At 46.5% G+C, this 17,558-nt stretch carries 18 protein-coding genes and 1 tRNA gene; 12 read left to right on the forward strand and 7 right to left on the reverse strand.

Annotation, left to right across the window (positions count from 1 at the left end; all coding sequences use genetic code 11):
• Window positions 1-111: 111 nt before the first annotated feature.
• From EGV92_RS08195 to EGV92_RS13915, 4 genes are all read left to right on the forward strand, one after another.
• Window positions 112-690: a porin family protein gene (locus EGV92_RS08195; RefSeq protein ID WP_131668711.1), complete on the forward strand. Its 579-nt coding sequence runs from the start codon at window positions 112-114 to the stop codon at window positions 688-690.
• Window positions 691-900: 210 nt separating this feature from the next.
• Entirely contained in the window at window positions 901-1,392 is a 492-nt protein-coding gene (locus EGV92_RS08200; protein ID WP_131668712.1) for an NfeD family protein, read from the forward strand.
• Between the two features lie 9 nt (window positions 1,393-1,401).
• Window positions 1,402-2,262, forward strand: a complete 861-nt coding sequence (locus EGV92_RS08205) for an SPFH domain-containing protein (RefSeq protein ID WP_131668713.1) — start codon at window positions 1,402-1,404, stop codon at window positions 2,260-2,262.
• Between the two features lie 166 nt (window positions 2,263-2,428).
• On the forward strand, window positions 2,429-2,593 hold the full coding sequence (locus tag EGV92_RS13915) for a hypothetical protein (protein WP_165525584.1): 165 nt from the start codon (window positions 2,429-2,431) through the stop codon (window positions 2,591-2,593).
• A 75-nt stretch (window positions 2,594-2,668) separates the two neighbouring features.
• Here the strand turns inward: EGV92_RS13915 and hemN are convergent, their stop codons facing one another.
• Window positions 2,669-4,246 carry an oxygen-independent coproporphyrinogen III oxidase gene (gene hemN, locus EGV92_RS08210; RefSeq protein ID WP_131668714.1) on the reverse strand — a complete coding sequence of 526 codons (1,578 nt, stop codon included), beginning with the start codon at window positions 4,244-4,246 and terminating at the stop codon, window positions 2,669-2,671.
• 381 nt (window positions 4,247-4,627) lie between these two features.
• Complete coding sequence (gene hchA / locus EGV92_RS08215) at window positions 4,628-5,488, reverse strand: glyoxalase III HchA (protein WP_131668715.1); 861 nt, start codon at window positions 5,486-5,488, stop codon at window positions 4,628-4,630.
• A 220-nt stretch (window positions 5,489-5,708) separates the two neighbouring features.
• On the opposite strand from hchA, the gene EGV92_RS08220 reads away from it, so the two are divergent.
• A complete protein-coding gene (locus tag EGV92_RS08220) occupies window positions 5,709-7,319 on the forward strand; it encodes a YifB family Mg chelatase-like AAA ATPase (protein WP_131668716.1) in 1,611 nt (536 codons plus the stop codon).
• Window positions 7,320-7,635: 316 nt separating this feature from the next.
• Here EGV92_RS08220 and EGV92_RS08225 read toward each other — a convergent pair whose 3' ends face one another.
• Entirely contained in the window at window positions 7,636-8,364 is a 729-nt protein-coding gene (locus EGV92_RS08225) for a phosphoglycolate phosphatase (protein ID WP_131668717.1), read from the reverse strand.
• Window positions 8,365-8,550: 186 nt separating this feature from the next.
• A complete protein-coding gene (locus EGV92_RS08230; RefSeq protein ID WP_131668718.1) occupies window positions 8,551-9,051 on the reverse strand; it encodes a DUF4385 domain-containing protein in 501 nt (166 codons plus the stop codon).
• 234 nt (window positions 9,052-9,285) lie between these two features.
• Between EGV92_RS08230 and EGV92_RS08235 the strand changes: the two genes are divergently transcribed.
• The 3 genes from EGV92_RS08235 (at window position 9,286) to EGV92_RS08245 (ending at window position 10,508) form a co-directional block, all read left to right on the forward strand.
• A complete protein-coding gene (locus tag EGV92_RS08235; protein WP_131668719.1) occupies window positions 9,286-9,657 on the forward strand; it encodes a hypothetical protein in 372 nt (123 codons plus the stop codon).
• 103 nt (window positions 9,658-9,760) lie between these two features.
• Complete coding sequence (locus tag EGV92_RS08240) at window positions 9,761-10,030, forward strand: type II toxin-antitoxin system TacA family antitoxin (RefSeq protein WP_131668720.1); 270 nt, start codon at window positions 9,761-9,763, stop codon at window positions 10,028-10,030.
• Window positions 10,017-10,508 (forward strand): GNAT family N-acetyltransferase, encoded by a 492-nt coding sequence (locus EGV92_RS08245; protein WP_131668721.1) that lies wholly within the window; start codon window positions 10,017-10,019, stop codon window positions 10,506-10,508. The genes EGV92_RS08240 and EGV92_RS08245 overlap by 14 nt, the downstream gene beginning before the upstream one ends.
• 164 nt (window positions 10,509-10,672) lie before the next feature.
• Here the strand turns inward: EGV92_RS08245 and EGV92_RS08250 are convergent.
• Window positions 10,673-10,748: transfer RNA gene (locus EGV92_RS08250), tRNA-Phe, on the reverse strand.
• A 156-nt stretch (window positions 10,749-10,904) separates the two neighbouring features.
• Window positions 10,905-11,336, reverse strand: coding sequence for a GNAT family N-acetyltransferase (locus tag EGV92_RS08255; RefSeq protein ID WP_131668722.1), 432 nt, complete (start codon window positions 11,334-11,336; stop codon window positions 10,905-10,907).
• Between the two features lie 222 nt (window positions 11,337-11,558).
• Between EGV92_RS08255 and hisB the strand changes: the two genes are divergently transcribed.
• The 4 genes from hisB (at window position 11,559) to EGV92_RS08275 (ending at window position 13,874) form a co-directional block, all read left to right on the forward strand.
• Window positions 11,559-12,203: an imidazoleglycerol-phosphate dehydratase HisB gene (gene hisB, locus EGV92_RS08260; RefSeq protein ID WP_131668723.1), complete on the forward strand. Its 645-nt coding sequence runs from the start codon at window positions 11,559-11,561 to the stop codon at window positions 12,201-12,203.
• 3 nt (window positions 12,204-12,206) lie between these two features.
• Window positions 12,207-12,842, forward strand: coding sequence for an imidazole glycerol phosphate synthase subunit HisH (hisH, locus tag EGV92_RS08265; protein WP_131668724.1), 636 nt, complete (start codon window positions 12,207-12,209; stop codon window positions 12,840-12,842).
• A gap of 50 nt (window positions 12,843-12,892) precedes the next feature.
• On the forward strand, window positions 12,893-13,312 hold the full coding sequence (locus EGV92_RS08270) for a PACE efflux transporter (RefSeq protein ID WP_131668725.1): 420 nt from the start codon (window positions 12,893-12,895) through the stop codon (window positions 13,310-13,312).
• 232 nt (window positions 13,313-13,544) lie between these two features.
• The gene (locus EGV92_RS08275) at window positions 13,545-13,874 is read left to right on the forward strand and encodes a hypothetical protein (RefSeq protein ID WP_131668726.1); all 330 of its coding nucleotides are present in this window, start codon (window positions 13,545-13,547) and stop codon (window positions 13,872-13,874) included.
• A 1,019-nt stretch (window positions 13,875-14,893) separates the two neighbouring features.
• On the opposite strand, the gene EGV92_RS08280 is transcribed toward EGV92_RS08275, so the two are convergent.
• Window positions 14,894-17,548: an ABC transporter permease gene (locus EGV92_RS08280; RefSeq protein WP_131668727.1), complete on the reverse strand. Its 2,655-nt coding sequence runs from the start codon at window positions 17,546-17,548 to the stop codon at window positions 14,894-14,896.
• Window positions 17,549-17,558: the final 10 nt, after the last annotated feature.

The following is a 17,558-nucleotide window of genomic DNA, read 5'->3' on the forward strand; positions in this document are numbered from 1 at the left end:
GTTAACAAGCAACGAAATTAAGCAGTTATTTATAAGTAACTTCTTATTAGAACGCTTTAATTAGAAATCGCTTAATCAGACTGCTTGTATAATTTACTTAAGGAGATAACGATGAATACTTTACAAAAAACTCTAATCGCTCTAGCAACTGGTTCATTACTAAGCGTAAGCGCTCAAGCTGCTGTAAGTTATGCAGGTCAGCCTTATGTAGGTGTTAAAGTTGGTCAGATTGATGCTGATACTGATCTAGGCTCATTAGATAAGTCTACTGCATACGGTGTCTATGGTGGTTACAACTTTGATCCTAATGTTGGTGTTGAAGTTGAATATCTAGGATCTGACGATTCAGATTACACTTATACCAAAAATGGTGTTACTAGCACCGGTGAAGGTGATGTAAAAACGTATGGTGCTTATGGTACTTACCGTTATTACCTTCCTAATATGAGTGGCTTATACGCTAAAGGTAAGCTAGGTGTTGCCAAAACTGATGTTGAAGCAGCAACTACTCCAGTAAAAGTAGGCGACAGAAACGTATCTAGAGCATCAGTAGATTCAAGCTCAACTGGCATTGCTGGTGGCGTTGGTATCGGATTTGCTCCTAGCGCTAACGTTGGTATCGAAGCTGAATACTCAAAAGTAGGTAGTGACGCTGATCTAATCAGTCTTGGTGCTCATCTTAAATTCTAATATTGTCTATTAATGACTATATATGAATAACAAAAGACGGTTGCAATTGCAGCCGTTTTTTTTGGTTAAAATAATTGTGGTCAAATTATGCTACATTAATTAGGCAGTTATTAGCTTTTATAATGATTATGCCAGTCAATCATTAGCATAAGGAATTGCCTATACTAGTATTGATTTATAGTCTAATAAAGCACGAATGGGGAGAGTCAAATGATCATTGAACCATGGCACTGGTTGGTACTAGGAATGGTGTTGGTTATCGCAGAGATGTTCATTCCAACATTTGCAAGTCTATGGTTTGGCCTTGCTGCGATTATTGTCGCTGCTTTAGCTTGGCTGCTACCCCTTTCTTTGTTTGCCGAGATTCTTATCTGGCTCATACTGTCTGCGGTGTTTGTTTTTGCTTGGTTTAAGTATATTAAGCCATTATCGGTAGACCGTACCAAAGCTGGCCTTGGCGGGGCAGTGATCGTCGGGGAGATTGGCATGATTGTCGTCAAGCCGCGTCCTGATCAGGTGGGTACTGTACGCTTTAATGTGCCCATTGTCGGTGCGGACGAGTGGCGTTGCCGTACCCGCGGAGAAGAGGTCGATATCGGAGATCGGGTTATAGTGACCGATATTGTCGGTAATGAGCTGGTCGTTAGTCGTGCCAAAACTATGGCAGAGCTGAGCTTGACTCAGAATAATAAAAATCAGTAGGGGCAGATTATGGGAAGTTTTAGTATTGTCATGTTAGTGTTAATAGCGCTGGTGGTATTCACCGTGTTTAAAGGGGTAAGAATCGTTCCGCAAGGCTATAAATGGATCGTTCAGCGCCTTGGTAAATACAGCCAGACCTTAGAGCCAGGGCTGAATATTATTATCCCTTATGTGGATAATGTTGCCTATAAAGTAACGACTAAAGATATTGTACTAGATATTCCGTCTCAAGAAGTTATTACCCGCGATAACGTCGTGATTATTGCCAATGCGGTTGCGTATATTAATATCGTCCGGCCGGATAAAGCAGTTTACGGTATTGAGGACTATGAGTATGGTATCCGTAATCTAGTTCAGACCTCTCTGCGCTCGATCATCGGTGAGATGGATCTGGACAACGCCCTCTCAAGTCGAGATCAGATCAAAGCATTACTTAAGCAAGCTATCTCAGAGGACATCTCAGACTGGGGCATTACGCTAAAGACAGTAGAGATTCAAGATATCAACCCGTCAGCAACCATGCAGATGGCGATGGAGGAACAGGCGGCAGCCGAGCGGCAACGCCGAGCGACAGTTACCCGCGCTGATGGTCAGAAACAAGCCGCAATTTTGGAGGCCGATGGTCGACTAGAAGCCTCGCGCCGCGATGCTGAAGCGCAAGTGGTCTTAGCCAAAGGGTCTGAAGAGGCCATCCGCCTTATCACCAATGTGGTCGGTGAGGAAGAGATGCCTATCGTCTATCTACTCGGTGAGCAGTATATCAAGGCAATGCGTGAGCTGTCAGAGTCAGATAACGCTAAAATGGTGGTACTACCTGCTGATATTTTAGGTACAGTTAAGGGGCTGGTCGGCGATAAGTTAAAGATTTAACGGCAGCTGCTCACAGTATAGCTTGAGTTGTCTTAAGGCTGTCGTACAAAGTCCGGACATAATTGTAGGTGGTTAGTGATGGTTAACTGCCTATTTTTTTGCATTACTTTTGCATCACTATAGTCCATTCATTCACAATAATAGTAGTACAAGGAAGCCGAGCAGAGTGCTAAACAGAATGTTCTTGGGCTTCACTGCCGCAGTAGCCAGCTTATTTACGATAGCCTCTGCCAGCCTTCAGGCGCAAAGTCAGCAGCAAGCGATGTCATTTGTCCAAGGGTCGCCGCTACCTTATAGCTTGCTCGACAATAGATTGTCCAATCGTCTTTAATGTGAATAAAAAGCGCCTAATCTCAGGCGCTTTTTTGGGTTACACAATTGTTTATGTTTAAATCACATTATTATCTTAAATCACTTTCGAAAATCTATCCTTGGACTTACTGGCAAGATAGCTGTCAAACACCATGGCTACGTTGCGTGCTAGCAAGCGGCCTTTTGGTAGGATACGAATGCCAGCGGCGTCCATATCGATAAGTTTGTCCTTTTGCATCTCGCCCAATTGAGCAATATCATCGATAAAGTAGGTAATGGCATCGATGCCAAATTGCCGATTCACATCTTTAAAATCGATATAGTCATGACAGAGTAGATTCATAATGACGTAAGCACGCAGACGGTCTTGAATACTGGTTTTGATATGTTTTACCGCAGGCAAGCGGCCACCATTAATAGCGGCTTTATAATGCTCCAGTGACACATCGTTTTGCAAGATGTGGCTCGCATTGTTGCCTTTACCGGCATAAAGGGTGCTATTAATCTGACTAATGGCTGAGACGCCAAAGCCGAGTAAATCACAGTCGCCCAATATCGTGTAACCCTGAAAGTTACGATGCAGCTTGCCTTCACGCTGGGCTATTGCTAGCTCATCATCAGGCTTGGCGAAGTGGTCTATACCAATATACTGATAACCTGCATCGCTAAGCGCTTTAATGGTATTGCTAAACATTGTGAGCTTTTCAGCGGCGCTAGGTAAGTCTTCGTCTTTGATCTGCCGTTGCGCCTTGAAGCGACTAGGCAGATGCGCGTAGTTGAATATAGATAGACGGTCCGGGCTCATCTTGATGATACGGGAGACGGTATGAGCAAATGTCGCTGGTGTTTGATGCGGCAGACCGTAGATAAGATCGATATTGATGGAGTTAAACTTGAGACGGCGAGCCTCGTCCATAACGCCTTGAATGAGCTGTTCAGACTGCACACGATTGACAGCAATCTGCACCTTATTGTCCAAATCTTGAACCCCGAAACTGACGCGGTTAAAGCCAAGCTTGCGTAGGGTTTCAAGGGTGGTCTCACGAATCTCCCTTGGGTCAATCTCTATCGAATAGTCGCCCCTACCGCCTTGCTCAGAAGGCAAGTCAAACTCAAACTGTGACTGCAAAAACTCCCACAGCGCCACCAACTCAGCATCAGTAAAGAATGTCGGTGTCCCACCACCTAGATGTATTTGCTGTACCAAGGGTTTTTTTCCAGACACTTGATTAGACTGTTGCTTGGACTTAGGCGGTGTCAGTAAGGCACGCTTTTGTCTAATCTCGGCAAATAGGTACTCTAGGTAGTCGCCTGCATCGCTGTTCTTTTTAGTAATAATTTTATTACAGGCACAGTAGTAGCAAAGATGCCGACAAAATGGAATATGAAAATACAGCGATAAAGGCGTATTGGGATCGCGGCTGGTAAGAATATCTGCTTCGATTCCTGCTTCAATTGCTTGGAACTCTAGCGCGGTGGGATAGGAGGTATAACGGGGGCCAGAGCGATTATATTTTTGGATTAAATCTTCATCAAATATCAATTGCTGCACGGTGTCTGATGCCTCCGAAAACTGACGCTTTGCGTACGGACTAGTCGGTGTGAAGTTGGGGCGCTCAGTAGTGGGCGGCAGATTGGCTTGATCAGAAAAATTGGTAGAAGATATAGTCATGGCAGCTGTCTTATTAGATGGCGAAGGGCGAGAGTAGAAAGGAGATAATTGAGCAGTTAATAGTGACTATTATAGCAAATTCAGACAATCCCATAAATATCATATGGGGTTACGCCTTTGGAGGTAGAAGATATGGATAGGTATAAGATTGATAAGAAAGCGTCGATGACGACCTGCTAGCTACTTACTACCGATATCTCTAGACGTTTGTAGAATAGTTGTATTCGACTCTCTTGTCCTAAGAGTAAGTAATCCTAATAGGTCATCGCACCTTAGACCTTTTAATAATATAAAAAAGGGCGTCTTAAACCACAAAGACACCCACATCGAAAAAACTGCTTTAGTTAAATTAGTTATCTTGGTACTACGAAGCCACGCACATTAGAGGCTATTTTTGAGTAGCGCCTTGGTAATAAGCTTGCCAAAGTCATTTGCCGCCAATGGACTGGCCGCTGTAATGAGCTTGCGGTCTTTTTGACAAGTGTTGTCAGCTTTTTTATTGACCACTTTAACGCCTAGTTTTTTGAGTTTTTTACCAAATTTCCAAGGCATAGGTCCTGGTAGATAGCCGACTGTCGGTGTTTTACTGTCAACCGAATCAGGGAAGGCCGCCATCTTATAACCTTTATAAACAAAGTCCTTTTTACGGCCAGTTTTATCCGCTGCTAATAGAGCCGCAGGGCCATGACAAATGGCAAATACGAACAGGTCTTTCTTAGTTACCCATTCAATAAGCTGACCTACGTCTTCGTTCTGCGGCAACCCCAGCATCGCGCCATGACCACCGGGAAAAAACACTGCCAAATAATCATTCGATTTAGCCATCTTATGACTGACAAAATTATGCAAACTTAGCGGCTGGTCTAACTGGCTACGATAATCATCATAAATAGATTTAACCGCCTCATCTTTTTCTGGCATTGCCCATTGCTCAATTTGTACTGGCTGGCCGGTTGGTGTCGCGATATCGACATCGAAGCCTGCTTTTTGTAAATGTAGCAGCGGTACAAACATCTCTACGGGATGATTGCCAGTAGAGAATTTCTTACCGTTTTTCATGGTCATAAACTGCTCTTCGGTACAAACCATCAATACCTTTTTATTACCCTGATAGCGAAGGCGGTACTCACTGTCATCATAGTCTGTCTTATTTTGGGTAGCCAGCTTAAGCGCAGTGGGTGAAGGCTCATAAGCCCCATCTTCGGTGGGCGTTGGTTTCATACCTAGTATTTTCTTAAGCATGTGTGATCTCCTAAATTGGTGATGAAGTTAATGACTCTATCAATAAGTCACGATGATTGTAGAGTAATGACAAATGGTCTGGATATATAGCAGACTTTTGTAGTGGTATTAAAGCGCTACAAAGTTTTTTTGCCAAACTCCTAGCAATCTTCTATTATCAATAACTTGTAAGAAAAATTAATCAATCAATATAACAAATAAAAATAACCTAAGGTATGCTATGTCATTTGCTCAAGTCCATACCCGCTCCGTCGTTGGGCTGCATGCACCAGAAGTCATGGTCGAGGTTCATCTGTCGCAAGGCCTACCTGCTTTAACCATTGTGGGATTGCCTGAAGCCGCCGTTCGTGAGAGCAAAGACCGCGTGCGCTCGGCAATTATCAATTCTAACTTTCAGTTTCCTAATCGCCGCCTGACGATTAATTTAGCCCCTGCTGACCTGCCTAAAGACGGTGCACGGCTGGATCTACCTATCGCTATGGGTATTCTCGCGGCTAGCGGTCAGATTGAGCCGGACTGGCTGCATGATTATGAATTCGTCGGTGAGTTAGCATTAAATGGTGACCTGCGACCTGTGGCAGGTAGCTTGGCGGTAGCGCGGGCTATTAAGTCGCAACATAATAAGGGCATTAAACATAACCAAGACGCAGATAGCAGTGAGATTGATAAGGGTACGAGAAGTAAGAATAAAGAAGGGACTAAGAAAAGTGCACCGAGAAAACTTATCGTCCCTGCCGCCAATGGGGTAGAGGCCAGCCGTGTTGCTGGCGTGACTGTCTTTGCCGCGCCAACGCTCAAAGCAGTCTGCGAGCACTTACAGGCCGAGCATGACTCGTCACGCTCGGCACAGGCGACCGAAAATCTACTCAAGGCGGTAGTGGCCAAGGTTATGCCTATCACCGTCAACTACAAAGTTGACTTGGCTGATGTCAAGGGTCAGCATCATGCTAGGCGCGCGTTAGAGATTGCCGCTGCGGGTGGGCACTCGTTACTGTTTACCGGACCGCCCGGCTCTGGTAAGACGCTGATGGCCTCACGGCTGCCGACCATCTTGCCTGACCTCAGTGACGAAGAGGCGCTTGAAGTTGCCAGTACCTATTCTGTGGCCGATACCGAATACCACTATGGCACGCGGCCCTTTCGAGAAATTCACCATACGATTTCGGCCGTGGCTTTAGTGGGCGGTGGCTCGCGGCCCAAACCCGGCGAGATCACCTTGGCGAATAAAGGCGTGTTGTTTTTGGATGAGATGCCCGAATTTGACCGCAAAGTATTAGAAGTATTGCGCCAGCCGCTAGAGTCTAAGCAGATTACCATTAGCCGAGCCAACCAGCAAGCGACGTTCCCTGCTAACTTTCAGTTGGTCGCTGCCATGAATCCTTGCCCTTGCGGCTATCAAGGTGACCCTTCGGGGCGATGTCGTTGCCGTCCAGAGCAGATTCAACGCTACCAAGACAAAATATCAGGACCACTGCTCGACCGAATCGATTTGCATGTCAACGTGCCCGCCTTGCCGATTAGTGATTTGCAAAATGCCAGCAGCGGCGAGGCCTCAGAGGTAGTGCGCGAGCGCGTCACCCAAGCTTACGCGCGCCAGCAGGCAAGGCAATCCAAACCCAACAGCGAGCTGGCCCCTAGCGAATTAGACGCTATAGTGGCTCTTGGTGAGGCGGAAAAGCAGCTGCTACAAGTGGCTCAGTCGCGTCTTAACCTCTCGGCTCGCGGTTACCACCGAGTGTTGCGCGTCGCCCGTACCATCGCTGACCTTGCGTCCAGTGAGGTCATTCAAGCTGGCCATTTGACCGAAGCATTAAGCTATCGCGGGAATTAGGCTTTTGGCTTTGCTGTTGTCTCGGGACGAGGCACGGCCATAGCTTGGTAATAGCGCTTACCTATGAGCCTTATATCAGTAAATCCTCTTTAAAGGATTTACTCTTGCAAACCTTGAGGAGGATTAAGCGAAACGCTGTTTCGCCCGACGCAAGACAAGGGCTACGTCCGCAGTGTGCAGTGCTTTGTCTTAAAGGCTCTCATCCCTCTCTAAAGAACCCCAATAGCAAGGCCATTCTTTTGCTTTTTTGTCTTTGGCTATTTTCTTTACTTTGTTCCGCCCGCTAGCAATCGGAGCAAAGTAAGTAAAAGCGCTATCAGACGCGATTGACCGAGTAGTTTGCTAAGACAAAATCGACCAAATTTTGAAAGCTGTCAAAAGCGGCGGTTGGCGCAAAGTCGCGAATGTCTTGACCGTAGTTGTAGCCATACGTCAGCGCCAAAGTGTCCATTCCTGCGTTTTGCCCTGCCAAGATATCGTTCTTTGAGTCGCCAATCATCACAGCTTGCTCAGGGGCAATGGTTAGCTGCTCGCAGACGTGCAATAGCGGCGCAGGGTCGGGCTTTTTGCTCGGTAAGCTGTCACCGCCTAAAACTTCGGCAAACAGTCCGTCCCAACCGAATGACGCCAGTATCTTCGGCACAAAGCGAATGGGTTTGTTGGTCACCAGCGCCAAGGTAAAGCCAGCCTCCGCCAACTGCTTAAGGCCACTGTCTACGTTTGCGTAAGCGACGGTCTCCTTGCCGCTTTGCTTGGCATAGCACTCAAAAAACAGCTCTTCGGCAGCGTCCGCTTCTGTGGTGGTCAGCTTATCGCCTACCTCGACATCGCCAACCAGTGCGCGCTCTACCAGCAGACGCGAGCCATTGCCCACCCAATTACGAATATCTGCAATCGGATAAGCGGCACGGCCAAGCTCGGTCATCATCGCATTAATCGCAGCCGCCAAGTCAGGAACGCTATCAATCAACGTGCCATCAAAATCAAAAATCAGTAGCGATTTATGTTGGCGGTGATTTGGTTTGTTAGTGGTGTCATTAGCCATAGGGTTACTCAAAGTTATTTTAAAAGTGGCATCAATGCCAAGTATATGCTATCTATTTTTTAAAAATTAGGGTTTTGCAGAACTGCCCCCTTCCTTTGATACCTTTTATAAAGGTAGGGTAGGGGTGGATTTCTATAACGCTTAATCTATTATATTTGCAGTTGACTCGGGACTGTTTTAGCCTCCCTAAGTTACATCCTTATATTTGTCTCGATGGGCCTTTTTCATCGCCAGATAGGTTTTGTTCTCACGGCACAAGTCCCACTTTTCTTTAAAGATGCGCGCGGATTCTGCTTTGACAGGGTCTTCTTCTTGCCGAGGCAATTCGTCACGGCCATGCGCGCCGCTTTGGCCTTTTTTGTCGTCAGGGACGGGGCCGTCATACTTTTTGCCGCCTTTATGATTGGCGTATCGGCGTGCGCGGGTAAAGCCCATCTGCAAGAACTTTCGCGCCATATCAGCGCCCACGAAGTCCTCATTGTCCAAATAGTCTAGAAACATCTGATAGATAATATCGCTACTTTGGGTCGCCACGTCAGGAGTGGCAAAGCGCCAGTGCGGCAGTATCTCGGACTTGTACGGCTCTACCAGCAGCACGCCCTGCTCGCCGCGACCAACGCGGTACAGCTCAGGGTGCTCACGCAGGTTTAGGGTTTTATAGTCTAAATCGTAATCAAATTCACGCATATAGTCGACCCACAATAAAACTGTTACGGTGTCATCCTCACTCGCCATACTATTGACTGTATAGCCTGCGCTCGGATTCCTTGTACCAATATTATTGTGAATTAACTATAGTATCGGTAAGGATTGGGAGAGAGGATTGAAAATGAGTTTCCCAGTATAATGGCTAGATTAGCTGGGTAAGTTATCAGATGTGTAAGCAATGGATAATTTACCGAACCACTAACTAGGATTCTTATGAGACGTCACGCTTTACCATTAATGGCGAGCCAACTGCTAGCTGCCACCAAGCTTGTTCTAATGGCTACACTGGCAGTCGTATTGCTAGCCGCATTGCCAATGCTGAGCGCTACCGAAGTCCAAGCTGCATGGCTGGAGAAATTAGTACCCGCTGGCGAGACCTATACAGTGACTGCGACCGACCGTGATGTGGCGTTTTTAATTGACGGCTATATCTATGATGCGCGTAAATTTTGTTATTTAAATACAGGCGATAGGGTAGTGTTTTTTGAAGGTCGGCACGGCATTGATTATTATGCCACGCTGTATGATTTGGACGCGCGCGAGCGTTGTGAAGTGCTGCTTCGGGGGCGTTATTATGGAGAATGAGAGTATGGGGTCAAAGGTTAAGGAAGTAGACGCAGCTAAAAGTGAGTGATATATGATATCATGTACGTCAAAATGACCCACAAATTAAATGGGAACAAAAGTTATGCTAGCCAATGAACGTATTAATATACGCACCACGACGCAGGCCAAATCAGCCATAGAAAAGGCCAGTAGCTTGACGGGAGTCAGTGTCAGTAGTTTTATGGTGGAGGTTGCCTATCAAAAAGCGCTAGAGACTATTAAGAATAGCCAACGCATCCTCTTATCTGACTTGGAGTGGCAAAACGCCGTCACTTTACTAGATAAGCCGCCAGAACCTAATGACAAGATGACAGCATTGTTTGAGCGAGGTTATAAGGTTGCAGATAAGTAAGCTTGAAAAGACTCATAATAGAAAGGCTTTTGATTGTGGTAATGAGCCAATCAACCGCTTTATTAAGCAGCTTGCCAGCCAAATGCTCAAACGTCATGAGGTAATCATCTATGTTGCTCATGAGGGTGAGACAGTCGCAGGATTTTATACACTATCTGCTAATCAGATAGAGCAAGCAGATGACCCCAATACGCTAAAGAAACAGTCCAAGCATACGCCTATCCCCTGTGTCCTACTAGGTCGCCTTGCAGTCGATGAGCATTATCAAGGACTTGGCTTAGGGGGCGACTTACTTCTGCATGCCCTTAACACTACTAAGCAGTTATCCCAAACCCTTGGCATTGCATTTCTGGTTGTGGATGCTAAAGATGACACAGCGAAGTCATTTTATGAAGCGTATGGGTTTATTGAGCTGCAAAATCAACCACTACGACTTTGTTATCCCGTAGCAAGTATTCCAGAAGTAGGCGCTGGCTGATAATGCTATAAGAGTCACCACAGCTGCCAAATTAGCCGATAAAAGAACAGACTTACATAGAGTATAAATCTTAAGACACAAAAAAACCCCAAACGGGGGAGTTTGGGGAAAAGGTGGGGTCAGCAAATAAGCCAATCCAATTTTTTAGTATCTGATCAAACAAATGGTGGCTCGAGGCAGGATCGAACTGCCGACACACGGATTTTCAATCCGTTGCTCTACCGACTGAGCTATCGAGCCGTATTCGTTTGAGGTCGCTATTAAACTAGATATCGGAGTCAGTGTCAAGTTATTTTTAAGGTTTTTATTATAAAGCGTTTCGCTAATAGCACTATTACCTTAGTTTTTTGACTCTATACCTATACTGGCTATAAAACAAGCCCACAAATGTCTTTATTAGTTTGCCGTCAGCATCTCGTACTCAGTCATAATTCGATGAATTTCGGTGTCTACTGGCACAAAGTGGCGAACGCCTTTTTTGACTTCAGCATCGTAGACTTGCTTGATAAACTTGCCCTCGATACCGCGATTGGCATTTTGTGGATGCACGGCTAAATATTGTAGCCTGCGTGTGTCAGTCTGCTCGTCATCAAAGCAGCCGACCACGGCAATAGGCTTATCATTAAACATACCCACATAAAGTATCGCCCCACGCTTAAACGCTGCCTCAAGCAGCTTCACAGTGGCTTCACCTTCTACGGCGTCCTCAGACGAGTCTTGATTCTGTGTATAAAGCTTAGCAATTCGCGAGCGTAGCTCATTATCTTGGGTCATTTCACGCATCAGCGGCGCATCAAAGGTATTTATCGCAACGGCTTCTAAAGGCATCTTATTTTCCTAATGTCAGTCTTAATATCATTAAATGCTCAGCGCGAAGGCTAGTGATGCCAAATTGCGCCAAATTGGTTGAATCAATGCCAGTATTTTACCAAACATCACCTGCCAGCATGGCGTAAAAACGGTGCGTTTGTTATTATCACAGCATTATTCCCATTTTACTTTTCCTTTTTTCCACTTTTAACGCTATAAGCCTAAAACAGCGAGTCAGCCATGAGTTCTCAGCCAAGCCCCAATATTGAGTCTAGTTCAAACCCTTCTGGTCGCCATGACCGTATCGCTACCGTCGAGCGCATCACCGCAGAGACCCAAATTACCGTTACCGTCAATTTAGACGGTACTGGTCAAGGTAAAGTTGATACTGGCGTGCCATTTTTAGACCATATGATTGACCAAATTAAGCGTCACGGTTTGTTTGATTTAGACATCACCTGCAAAGGCGACACCTTTATCGATGACCATCATAGCGTCGAAGATACCGGCATCACGCTAGGGCAGGCCTTTGCCAAAGCTTTAGGGGATAAAAAAGGCATCCGCCGCTATGGTCACTTTTATGCGCCACTAGACGAAGCATTATCGCGCGCCGTGGTCGATATCTCGGGTCGTCCAGGCCTGCACATGGACATTCCGTTCACCCGTGCTTATGTTGGTAAGTTTGATGTTGATTTATTCAGTGAGTTCTTTTTTGGTTTCGTCAATCATGCGTGGATGACGGTGCACTTGGACAATCTAAAGGGCAAAAACAGCCATCATCAGATTGAAAGTACCTTCAAAGCCTTTGCTCGCGCCCTACGCATGGCCTGCGAGTATGACATGCGCGCCCTGCACACCTTGCCATCGACCAAAGAGGCGTTGTAAGCGATGACTAAAATAGCACTATTAGATTACGGCATGGGCAACCTACACTCCGCCAGTAAAGCCCTAGCTGCTGTCGGCGCAGAGGTGTCTATCACCAACGATCCAAAAATAATCCAAGCAGCAGACAAGATTGTCTTCCCAGGCGTGGGTGCTATGCGCGATTGCATGGCCGAAATGCGCGCGCAAGGTATCGACGAGGTGGTCAAAGACGCGGTATTTAACAAGCCCGTCATGGCCATCTGTGTGGGTATGCAGGCGCTCTTTACTGAGTCGCTTGAAAACGTACGTACCCCCTGCCTTGATATTATCAAAGGTCAAGTTATCAAATTTGATGAATTGTGGGTGGACGAAGCGGGCGACGAGATTAAAATCCCACATATGGGTTGGAACACCATCTCTGGCATGGATTTAAGTCATCCGCTTTGGCAGGGCATCGACGACCACACCCATTTTTACTTCGTGCACAGCTATTACTGCGCGCCCGAAGATGAGTCGGTCATCGCCGCCACTTGTGACTATGGTCAGCCGTTTTGCGCTAGCGTCATCAAAGACAACCTGTTCGCCACTCAGTTCCATCCCGAAAAAAGCCATGACGACGGCCTACGCTTGCTAAAGAACTTCGTCGAGTGGAATGTTTAGGAGGTAGAAAGGTGTGAGTTAGCTGGGCTAAAACAAGGCAATCAGGCGATATGCGAAGCCCCAAAGACCGTATCCGTCATGCTCTAGGCTTTGAGATCATCGGCCTGCTGATCTTTGCGCCGCTCGCCACCTTAGTGTTTGGCTACGAGCTGCACTCAATGGGCGTCATTGCCATAGGCGGCTCGATTACCGCCACACTCTGGAACTATCTGTACAATATCCTCTTCGACCACGCTCTGCTCAAGTTGCGTGGTAGCGTTCAAAAAAACCTTCCCATCCGTGTACTGCACGCTCTCTTATTCGAGGGCGGTCTACTTATATTGTTTATGCCGTTTATTGCTTGGTATCTGAGCATCACCCTGTGGCAAGCCTTCATGATGGACATCGCTATGGCCACCTTTTATGTGGTCTACGGCTTTTTCTACAATCTCGCCTATGACAAGGTTTATCCTGTTGCTATAAGCCGCTAAAGCTCAGACGATTATCGCGCCACTACTGTCTTAATTAAAGGGTTTTTAACCCTTGTGCCTTTGTCACCAGACGATTAAAGTAGGGGAACAAAAGTCTGTAATTTAGCAAATAGTCGCTTCACTAAAAGATAGCCTCATTAAAAAACAGCCTCATTAAAAGAATAACAGGGGCAGTCAACACGCTTAAGGGCAATCGTGTCCAATTTTTGCTTAATACTATGCGAGGTTCGCTTTGAATTTTCAGTCTCTAAAGATGGGTTTGGTCCATGCCACAGGGCTTGAAAAAGATGCATTACACATCTATGCAGGTATGGGCATCTATCTGCTGGGTTTGTTTGTTTTTCGACGTTTTAGGGTGAATAGGGGTGTACTAGCGCTGCTGATTACCACCACAATCGCCTTATTGGCCGAGGTGCTAGACCTCATGTATATCGGCACAGCGCATGGAGTTGGCCCAAAGGAGATTGCCGCTAGTGTCCACGACATTATCAACACCTGCCTATTACCCTATACGCTATTTGCGCTGAGCCGATGGACGACGCTGTTCCAGACGAAAAGGTAGGGTGTTTTATTTTAGCTTACTGAGTAGTTGGAGCTAATCCTGCTTTCCGCTATTATCTTGCCCACCCATGAGAGCGGCGACTAAGACGGGTCAGATTCCTGCTACCGCGAGACTCTGACGCGCTAAGTCGCCACAATCTCATGGGTAGACAAGGATAGCCGCTGCAATCAGGGCTAGCGGTCACATCTCAATATTATTGATGTCTATCAAAATTTAAGACTGGCTATAAATTCTGAAACATAGTCACATGGCAGCCCTGCTGATTAGCGCTATTCAATATTTCATCATGAGGCAAAAAGCGGTCGTTATTCTTTAGATTGGGCATAGGATGAGTATTCAGAAATGGATTTTTGGGAGAGGGGAAAGCACTTTATTTGGTGGGTTACGGTATCGCTAACTCACCCTACGCTTACTCATCACATATATCAATGAGTTACGACTAATTACTTCATACTAAATTCAACGATAAACTAAACATAGCGTAAGATATTCCATCAGATAAAGCTATAATTATAACCATAGAAAGCTAACGAAAATATAGCAAAAGATGTCACCAGTAGACAAAGTAACTTAAAAGAACTTAAGTTCATTGAGTTAAGCGCTAAATCACCGTAAGCTCTAAAAAAGATTAACAACGTAAAAAAAGTTACTAGAAGCAGACCTAGACTAGTAGTAATAGTATTTTCTTCAGTTGCTCCTTTAGCTAGAGTTGGAACTATATCTAAAAGACTAAGAATTAACATTAACCAGGCTATATGGTCAGTCAGAACTCTAAAGTTTAAATTACCGGGTTTAACATTGAAGAAGGTATTAAACTTTTTTTCCAAATCTACACTATTGTATTTTTTAGATAACACTATTAATGACGCTGCAGTTATTATTAAAAATATTATTAGGAATAAAAGGTATTGGCTCTGGACTTTAATTAGTAAGTTCATCGTGTATAAGGCTTTAAAGTATAATTAAATTTATATAATATACTAGAAGTTTTTAAAATATTAAATAATTTTAGAAGCTTTCTAAACCATCCCCCTCACTCTCGCCATAATCCCTTTACCAATCACCAAGCGCACATAGCTAATCGCAATAATCAGCAACACCGCCATTAGCATCAATGCTCCCAAACTAAAGCTACCCCACGGCACCGCAAAGCGCAAGTCAAACCACTGTGTAATAACCACCCAAGCGGCGACGCCAGCACCTAGCACAGCGATGACGCCCGCGCTCAGTCCCAGTAGGCCAATCTCCAGAATATTAATCTTATACAGGTCGCGCGTCTGCATACCGAGCAGGCGGAACGAAGCGCTGTCTCTTAGACGGTCTTGGGAGGTAGAGAGCAGCGATGTAATGAGTACCATAATGCCGGTGATCAACGCGAGCAGGGTAAACACTTGCACAAGGCGGCTCATCTGCGCCACGAAGCCTTGCACCTGCTTAGCAATCGCACCGCCGTCAATACTGGTAATAGCGGGGAATTGGCGCGCAAGGTCAGTTTGGAGTTGTGGAATATCACTTTCTGCGACTTTGGTGGTGGCAAATTGAATTTGCGGCGCATCCGCCAATACCGACGGCTCAAATAGGAAGTAAAAGTACGGGCTGGGACCGCGCTCATAGCGCTGACGGATACTGGTGATTTGCCCGGTGATTTCTATCCCTTGAATATTAAAGTGAACGCGGTCGCCAAGACCGACACCGAGCATTTCTGCAGCCGTGTCTAAAATGGATAGGGGCACGACCGAGTCTAAAGCGCTCTTCGTTTGCACTGTATTGCTACTATTTTCAGGTGTTTCAGTAGCTGTAGCATTCTCGATAGGCGCATAAAGCTGGTCAGCTTCGACCGACGATACGATAAATTCTGTATCCATGACCGTATCAGAGTAGCTTAAATTAAAGATTCGCGTGGGGTCATCACCCGTACCAGAGTCAATGTCGCTAGCTTTGACGCCACCTGCTTCGCTAATACGCGCCCGAATCACTGGATAATAGGTAATGGGTGCGTCAATCATGGCGTTCAACTGCTCGTGCTGCTCGCTTTGTACGTCAAGCAAAAATAGATTCGGCGCGTTTTCTGGATAAGCATTGACGAATTGGGTGTTTAAGCTGTGATTGAGTAGGGTAATCATGGTCAGTACAGCAACGGATAAGGCCAGCGTAACGAAAAACAGCCCCGATTGATTGCCCTTGCGCGATAAGTTATGAATTGCCGTTCTTGGCATCCAGCCAAGCTTGCCCTTGCTAGACAACTTATTGAGTAACCAGAGCCAACCGCGTGCTAGTAACCAGAAGCTGCCTGCCAATAGCAGCATACCACCGAGCATTTTTAGCCCAGTTATGAGGGAGCTAAATTCAAAGGCGAGCAGGCCATAAGCGGCAAGCAGCACCAGCGCATACCAATATAAAGGCGGGTGCTGCCGGGCGTTATTGGTCGCTTGCTGGAGGACGGCAGAGGGTTTGGTATGGGTGACGGCGTAGAGACTGTGCTGGACGATAAGTAAGGTGATGACCAGAGCCACCACGCTGATTTTAAGCACGCTGAGCAGGTTAATAGACAAGCCAATATCGGCAGGTAACACGGCGGTGAGGTATTGCGCGCCGAATTTGAGCATGACGATACTGACCAGCACCGACCCCAAGCAAGCGAGCAATGCCATAGCGATAAACACCTGATAATAGCTGCGCTTGATGGATTTGACCGACTCGCCCAGTGCGCGGCGGATAGCATTAGACTTTTGCTGTAAGCTGACAAAGGCTTTGACCACGCTAAGCAGCGCCACAGCGGATAAAAACAACACGGCGATGACCAGCAGCTTTAAGAACATCAGCACGTTGTCGGACACGCGAGTCACTGAAGTGTCCGTATTGGCAGCGTCCGTGAAGGTGATGTCGTCCTGAGCTTTTAGCAACTCTTGGAGCTGTGATTGCTCAGCGGTGATGGTCTCGGGTGTCCCTGCCAGCTCAATGCGGTAGTTAATGCGGCTGCGTTGACCGAGCAGCTGGGTGGCGGCCAAGCCATCGTTGGCCATTAGCACGCGCGCACCAAAGCCAAAGGCGGTCAGCGGTCGGTCTGGCTCAGCGAGCAGCTCGTCAGCAATGGTAAAGGTGGCCTCACCAATCTTCACCTTATCGCCGATACGTGCGTTTAGCCCCGTTAGGACTTGTGCCTCGACCACCACTGTCTTTGCCCCGAGCTGTTGCCACAGCGGCTTACCGGAGGCCAGCTCGACCTCACCATACAGGGGATAGTTTGGCGATACCGCTTTGATACGAGCAAGTAGCGCCTGTTCGTTATCAGCGGTCGCCAACGAATCAGACGACCCTGAAATCATCGCATTAAATTGATAATCGTAGACGACATTATCCGGCTCAAAGGGTTTGACTGCCACCAGAACATCGCTCGGCCATGCTTGTTGACTGGTCAAGATAAGATCGCCCCCGACCAGCGCTCGTTGGTTGTCCGCCACGTAATCGCGCACCGACTGCTGGATAGAGTCGAGCGTCAAGAAGGTGGACAGCGATAGTACCATTGCTAGCAAAAACAACAGCGGATAAATCCAATGTTGCAGCCAACTGCGCCGGACAGCCTTATTGCCTAATGGAGAGCTGCCTAATGATGAGCTGCTTGGATTTGCAAAATGGTTGGAGGACGATGACGGCGAAGCAGAAGGTTTACTCATAATGGCGGGT

Origin of the sequence: Psychrobacter pygoscelis, assembly GCF_004335015.1 — a bacterium.
GTDB classification, from domain to species: domain Bacteria; phylum Pseudomonadota; class Gammaproteobacteria; order Pseudomonadales; family Moraxellaceae; genus Psychrobacter; species Psychrobacter pygoscelis.

Coding starts and splice junctions, on each gene's coding strand:
- hchA (WP_131668715.1), bottom strand. CDS start 5,488: ATGCTTAAGAAAATACTAGGTATGAAACCAACGCCCACCGAAGATGGG.
- hemN (WP_131668714.1), bottom strand. CDS start 4,246: ATGACTATATCTTCTACCAATTTTTCTGATCAAGCCAATCTGCCGCCC.
- EGV92_RS08280 (WP_131668727.1), bottom strand. CDS start 17,548: ATGAGTAAACCTTCTGCTTCGCCGTCATCGTCCTCCAACCATTTTGCA.
- EGV92_RS08220 (WP_131668716.1), top strand. CDS start 5,709: ATGTCATTTGCTCAAGTCCATACCCGCTCCGTCGTTGGGCTGCATGCA.
- EGV92_RS08255 (WP_131668722.1), bottom strand. CDS start 11,336: ATGCCTTTAGAAGCCGTTGCGATAAATACCTTTGATGCGCCGCTGATG.
- EGV92_RS08235 (WP_131668719.1), top strand. CDS start 9,286: ATGAGACGTCACGCTTTACCATTAATGGCGAGCCAACTGCTAGCTGCC.
- EGV92_RS08270 (WP_131668725.1), top strand. CDS start 12,893: ATGCGAAGCCCCAAAGACCGTATCCGTCATGCTCTAGGCTTTGAGATC.
- EGV92_RS08240 (WP_131668720.1), top strand. CDS start 9,761: ATGCTAGCCAATGAACGTATTAATATACGCACCACGACGCAGGCCAAA.
- hisH (WP_131668724.1), top strand. CDS start 12,207: ATGACTAAAATAGCACTATTAGATTACGGCATGGGCAACCTACACTCC.
- EGV92_RS08195 (WP_131668711.1), top strand. CDS start 112: ATGAATACTTTACAAAAAACTCTAATCGCTCTAGCAACTGGTTCATTA.
- EGV92_RS08225 (WP_131668717.1), bottom strand. CDS start 8,364: ATGGCTAATGACACCACTAACAAACCAAATCACCGCCAACATAAATCG.
- hisB (WP_131668723.1), top strand. CDS start 11,559: ATGAGTTCTCAGCCAAGCCCCAATATTGAGTCTAGTTCAAACCCTTCT.
- EGV92_RS08200 (WP_131668712.1), top strand. CDS start 901: ATGATCATTGAACCATGGCACTGGTTGGTACTAGGAATGGTGTTGGTT.
- EGV92_RS08205 (WP_131668713.1), top strand. CDS start 1,402: ATGGGAAGTTTTAGTATTGTCATGTTAGTGTTAATAGCGCTGGTGGTA.
- EGV92_RS08230 (WP_131668718.1), bottom strand. CDS start 9,051: ATGCGTGAATTTGATTACGATTTAGACTATAAAACCCTAAACCTGCGT.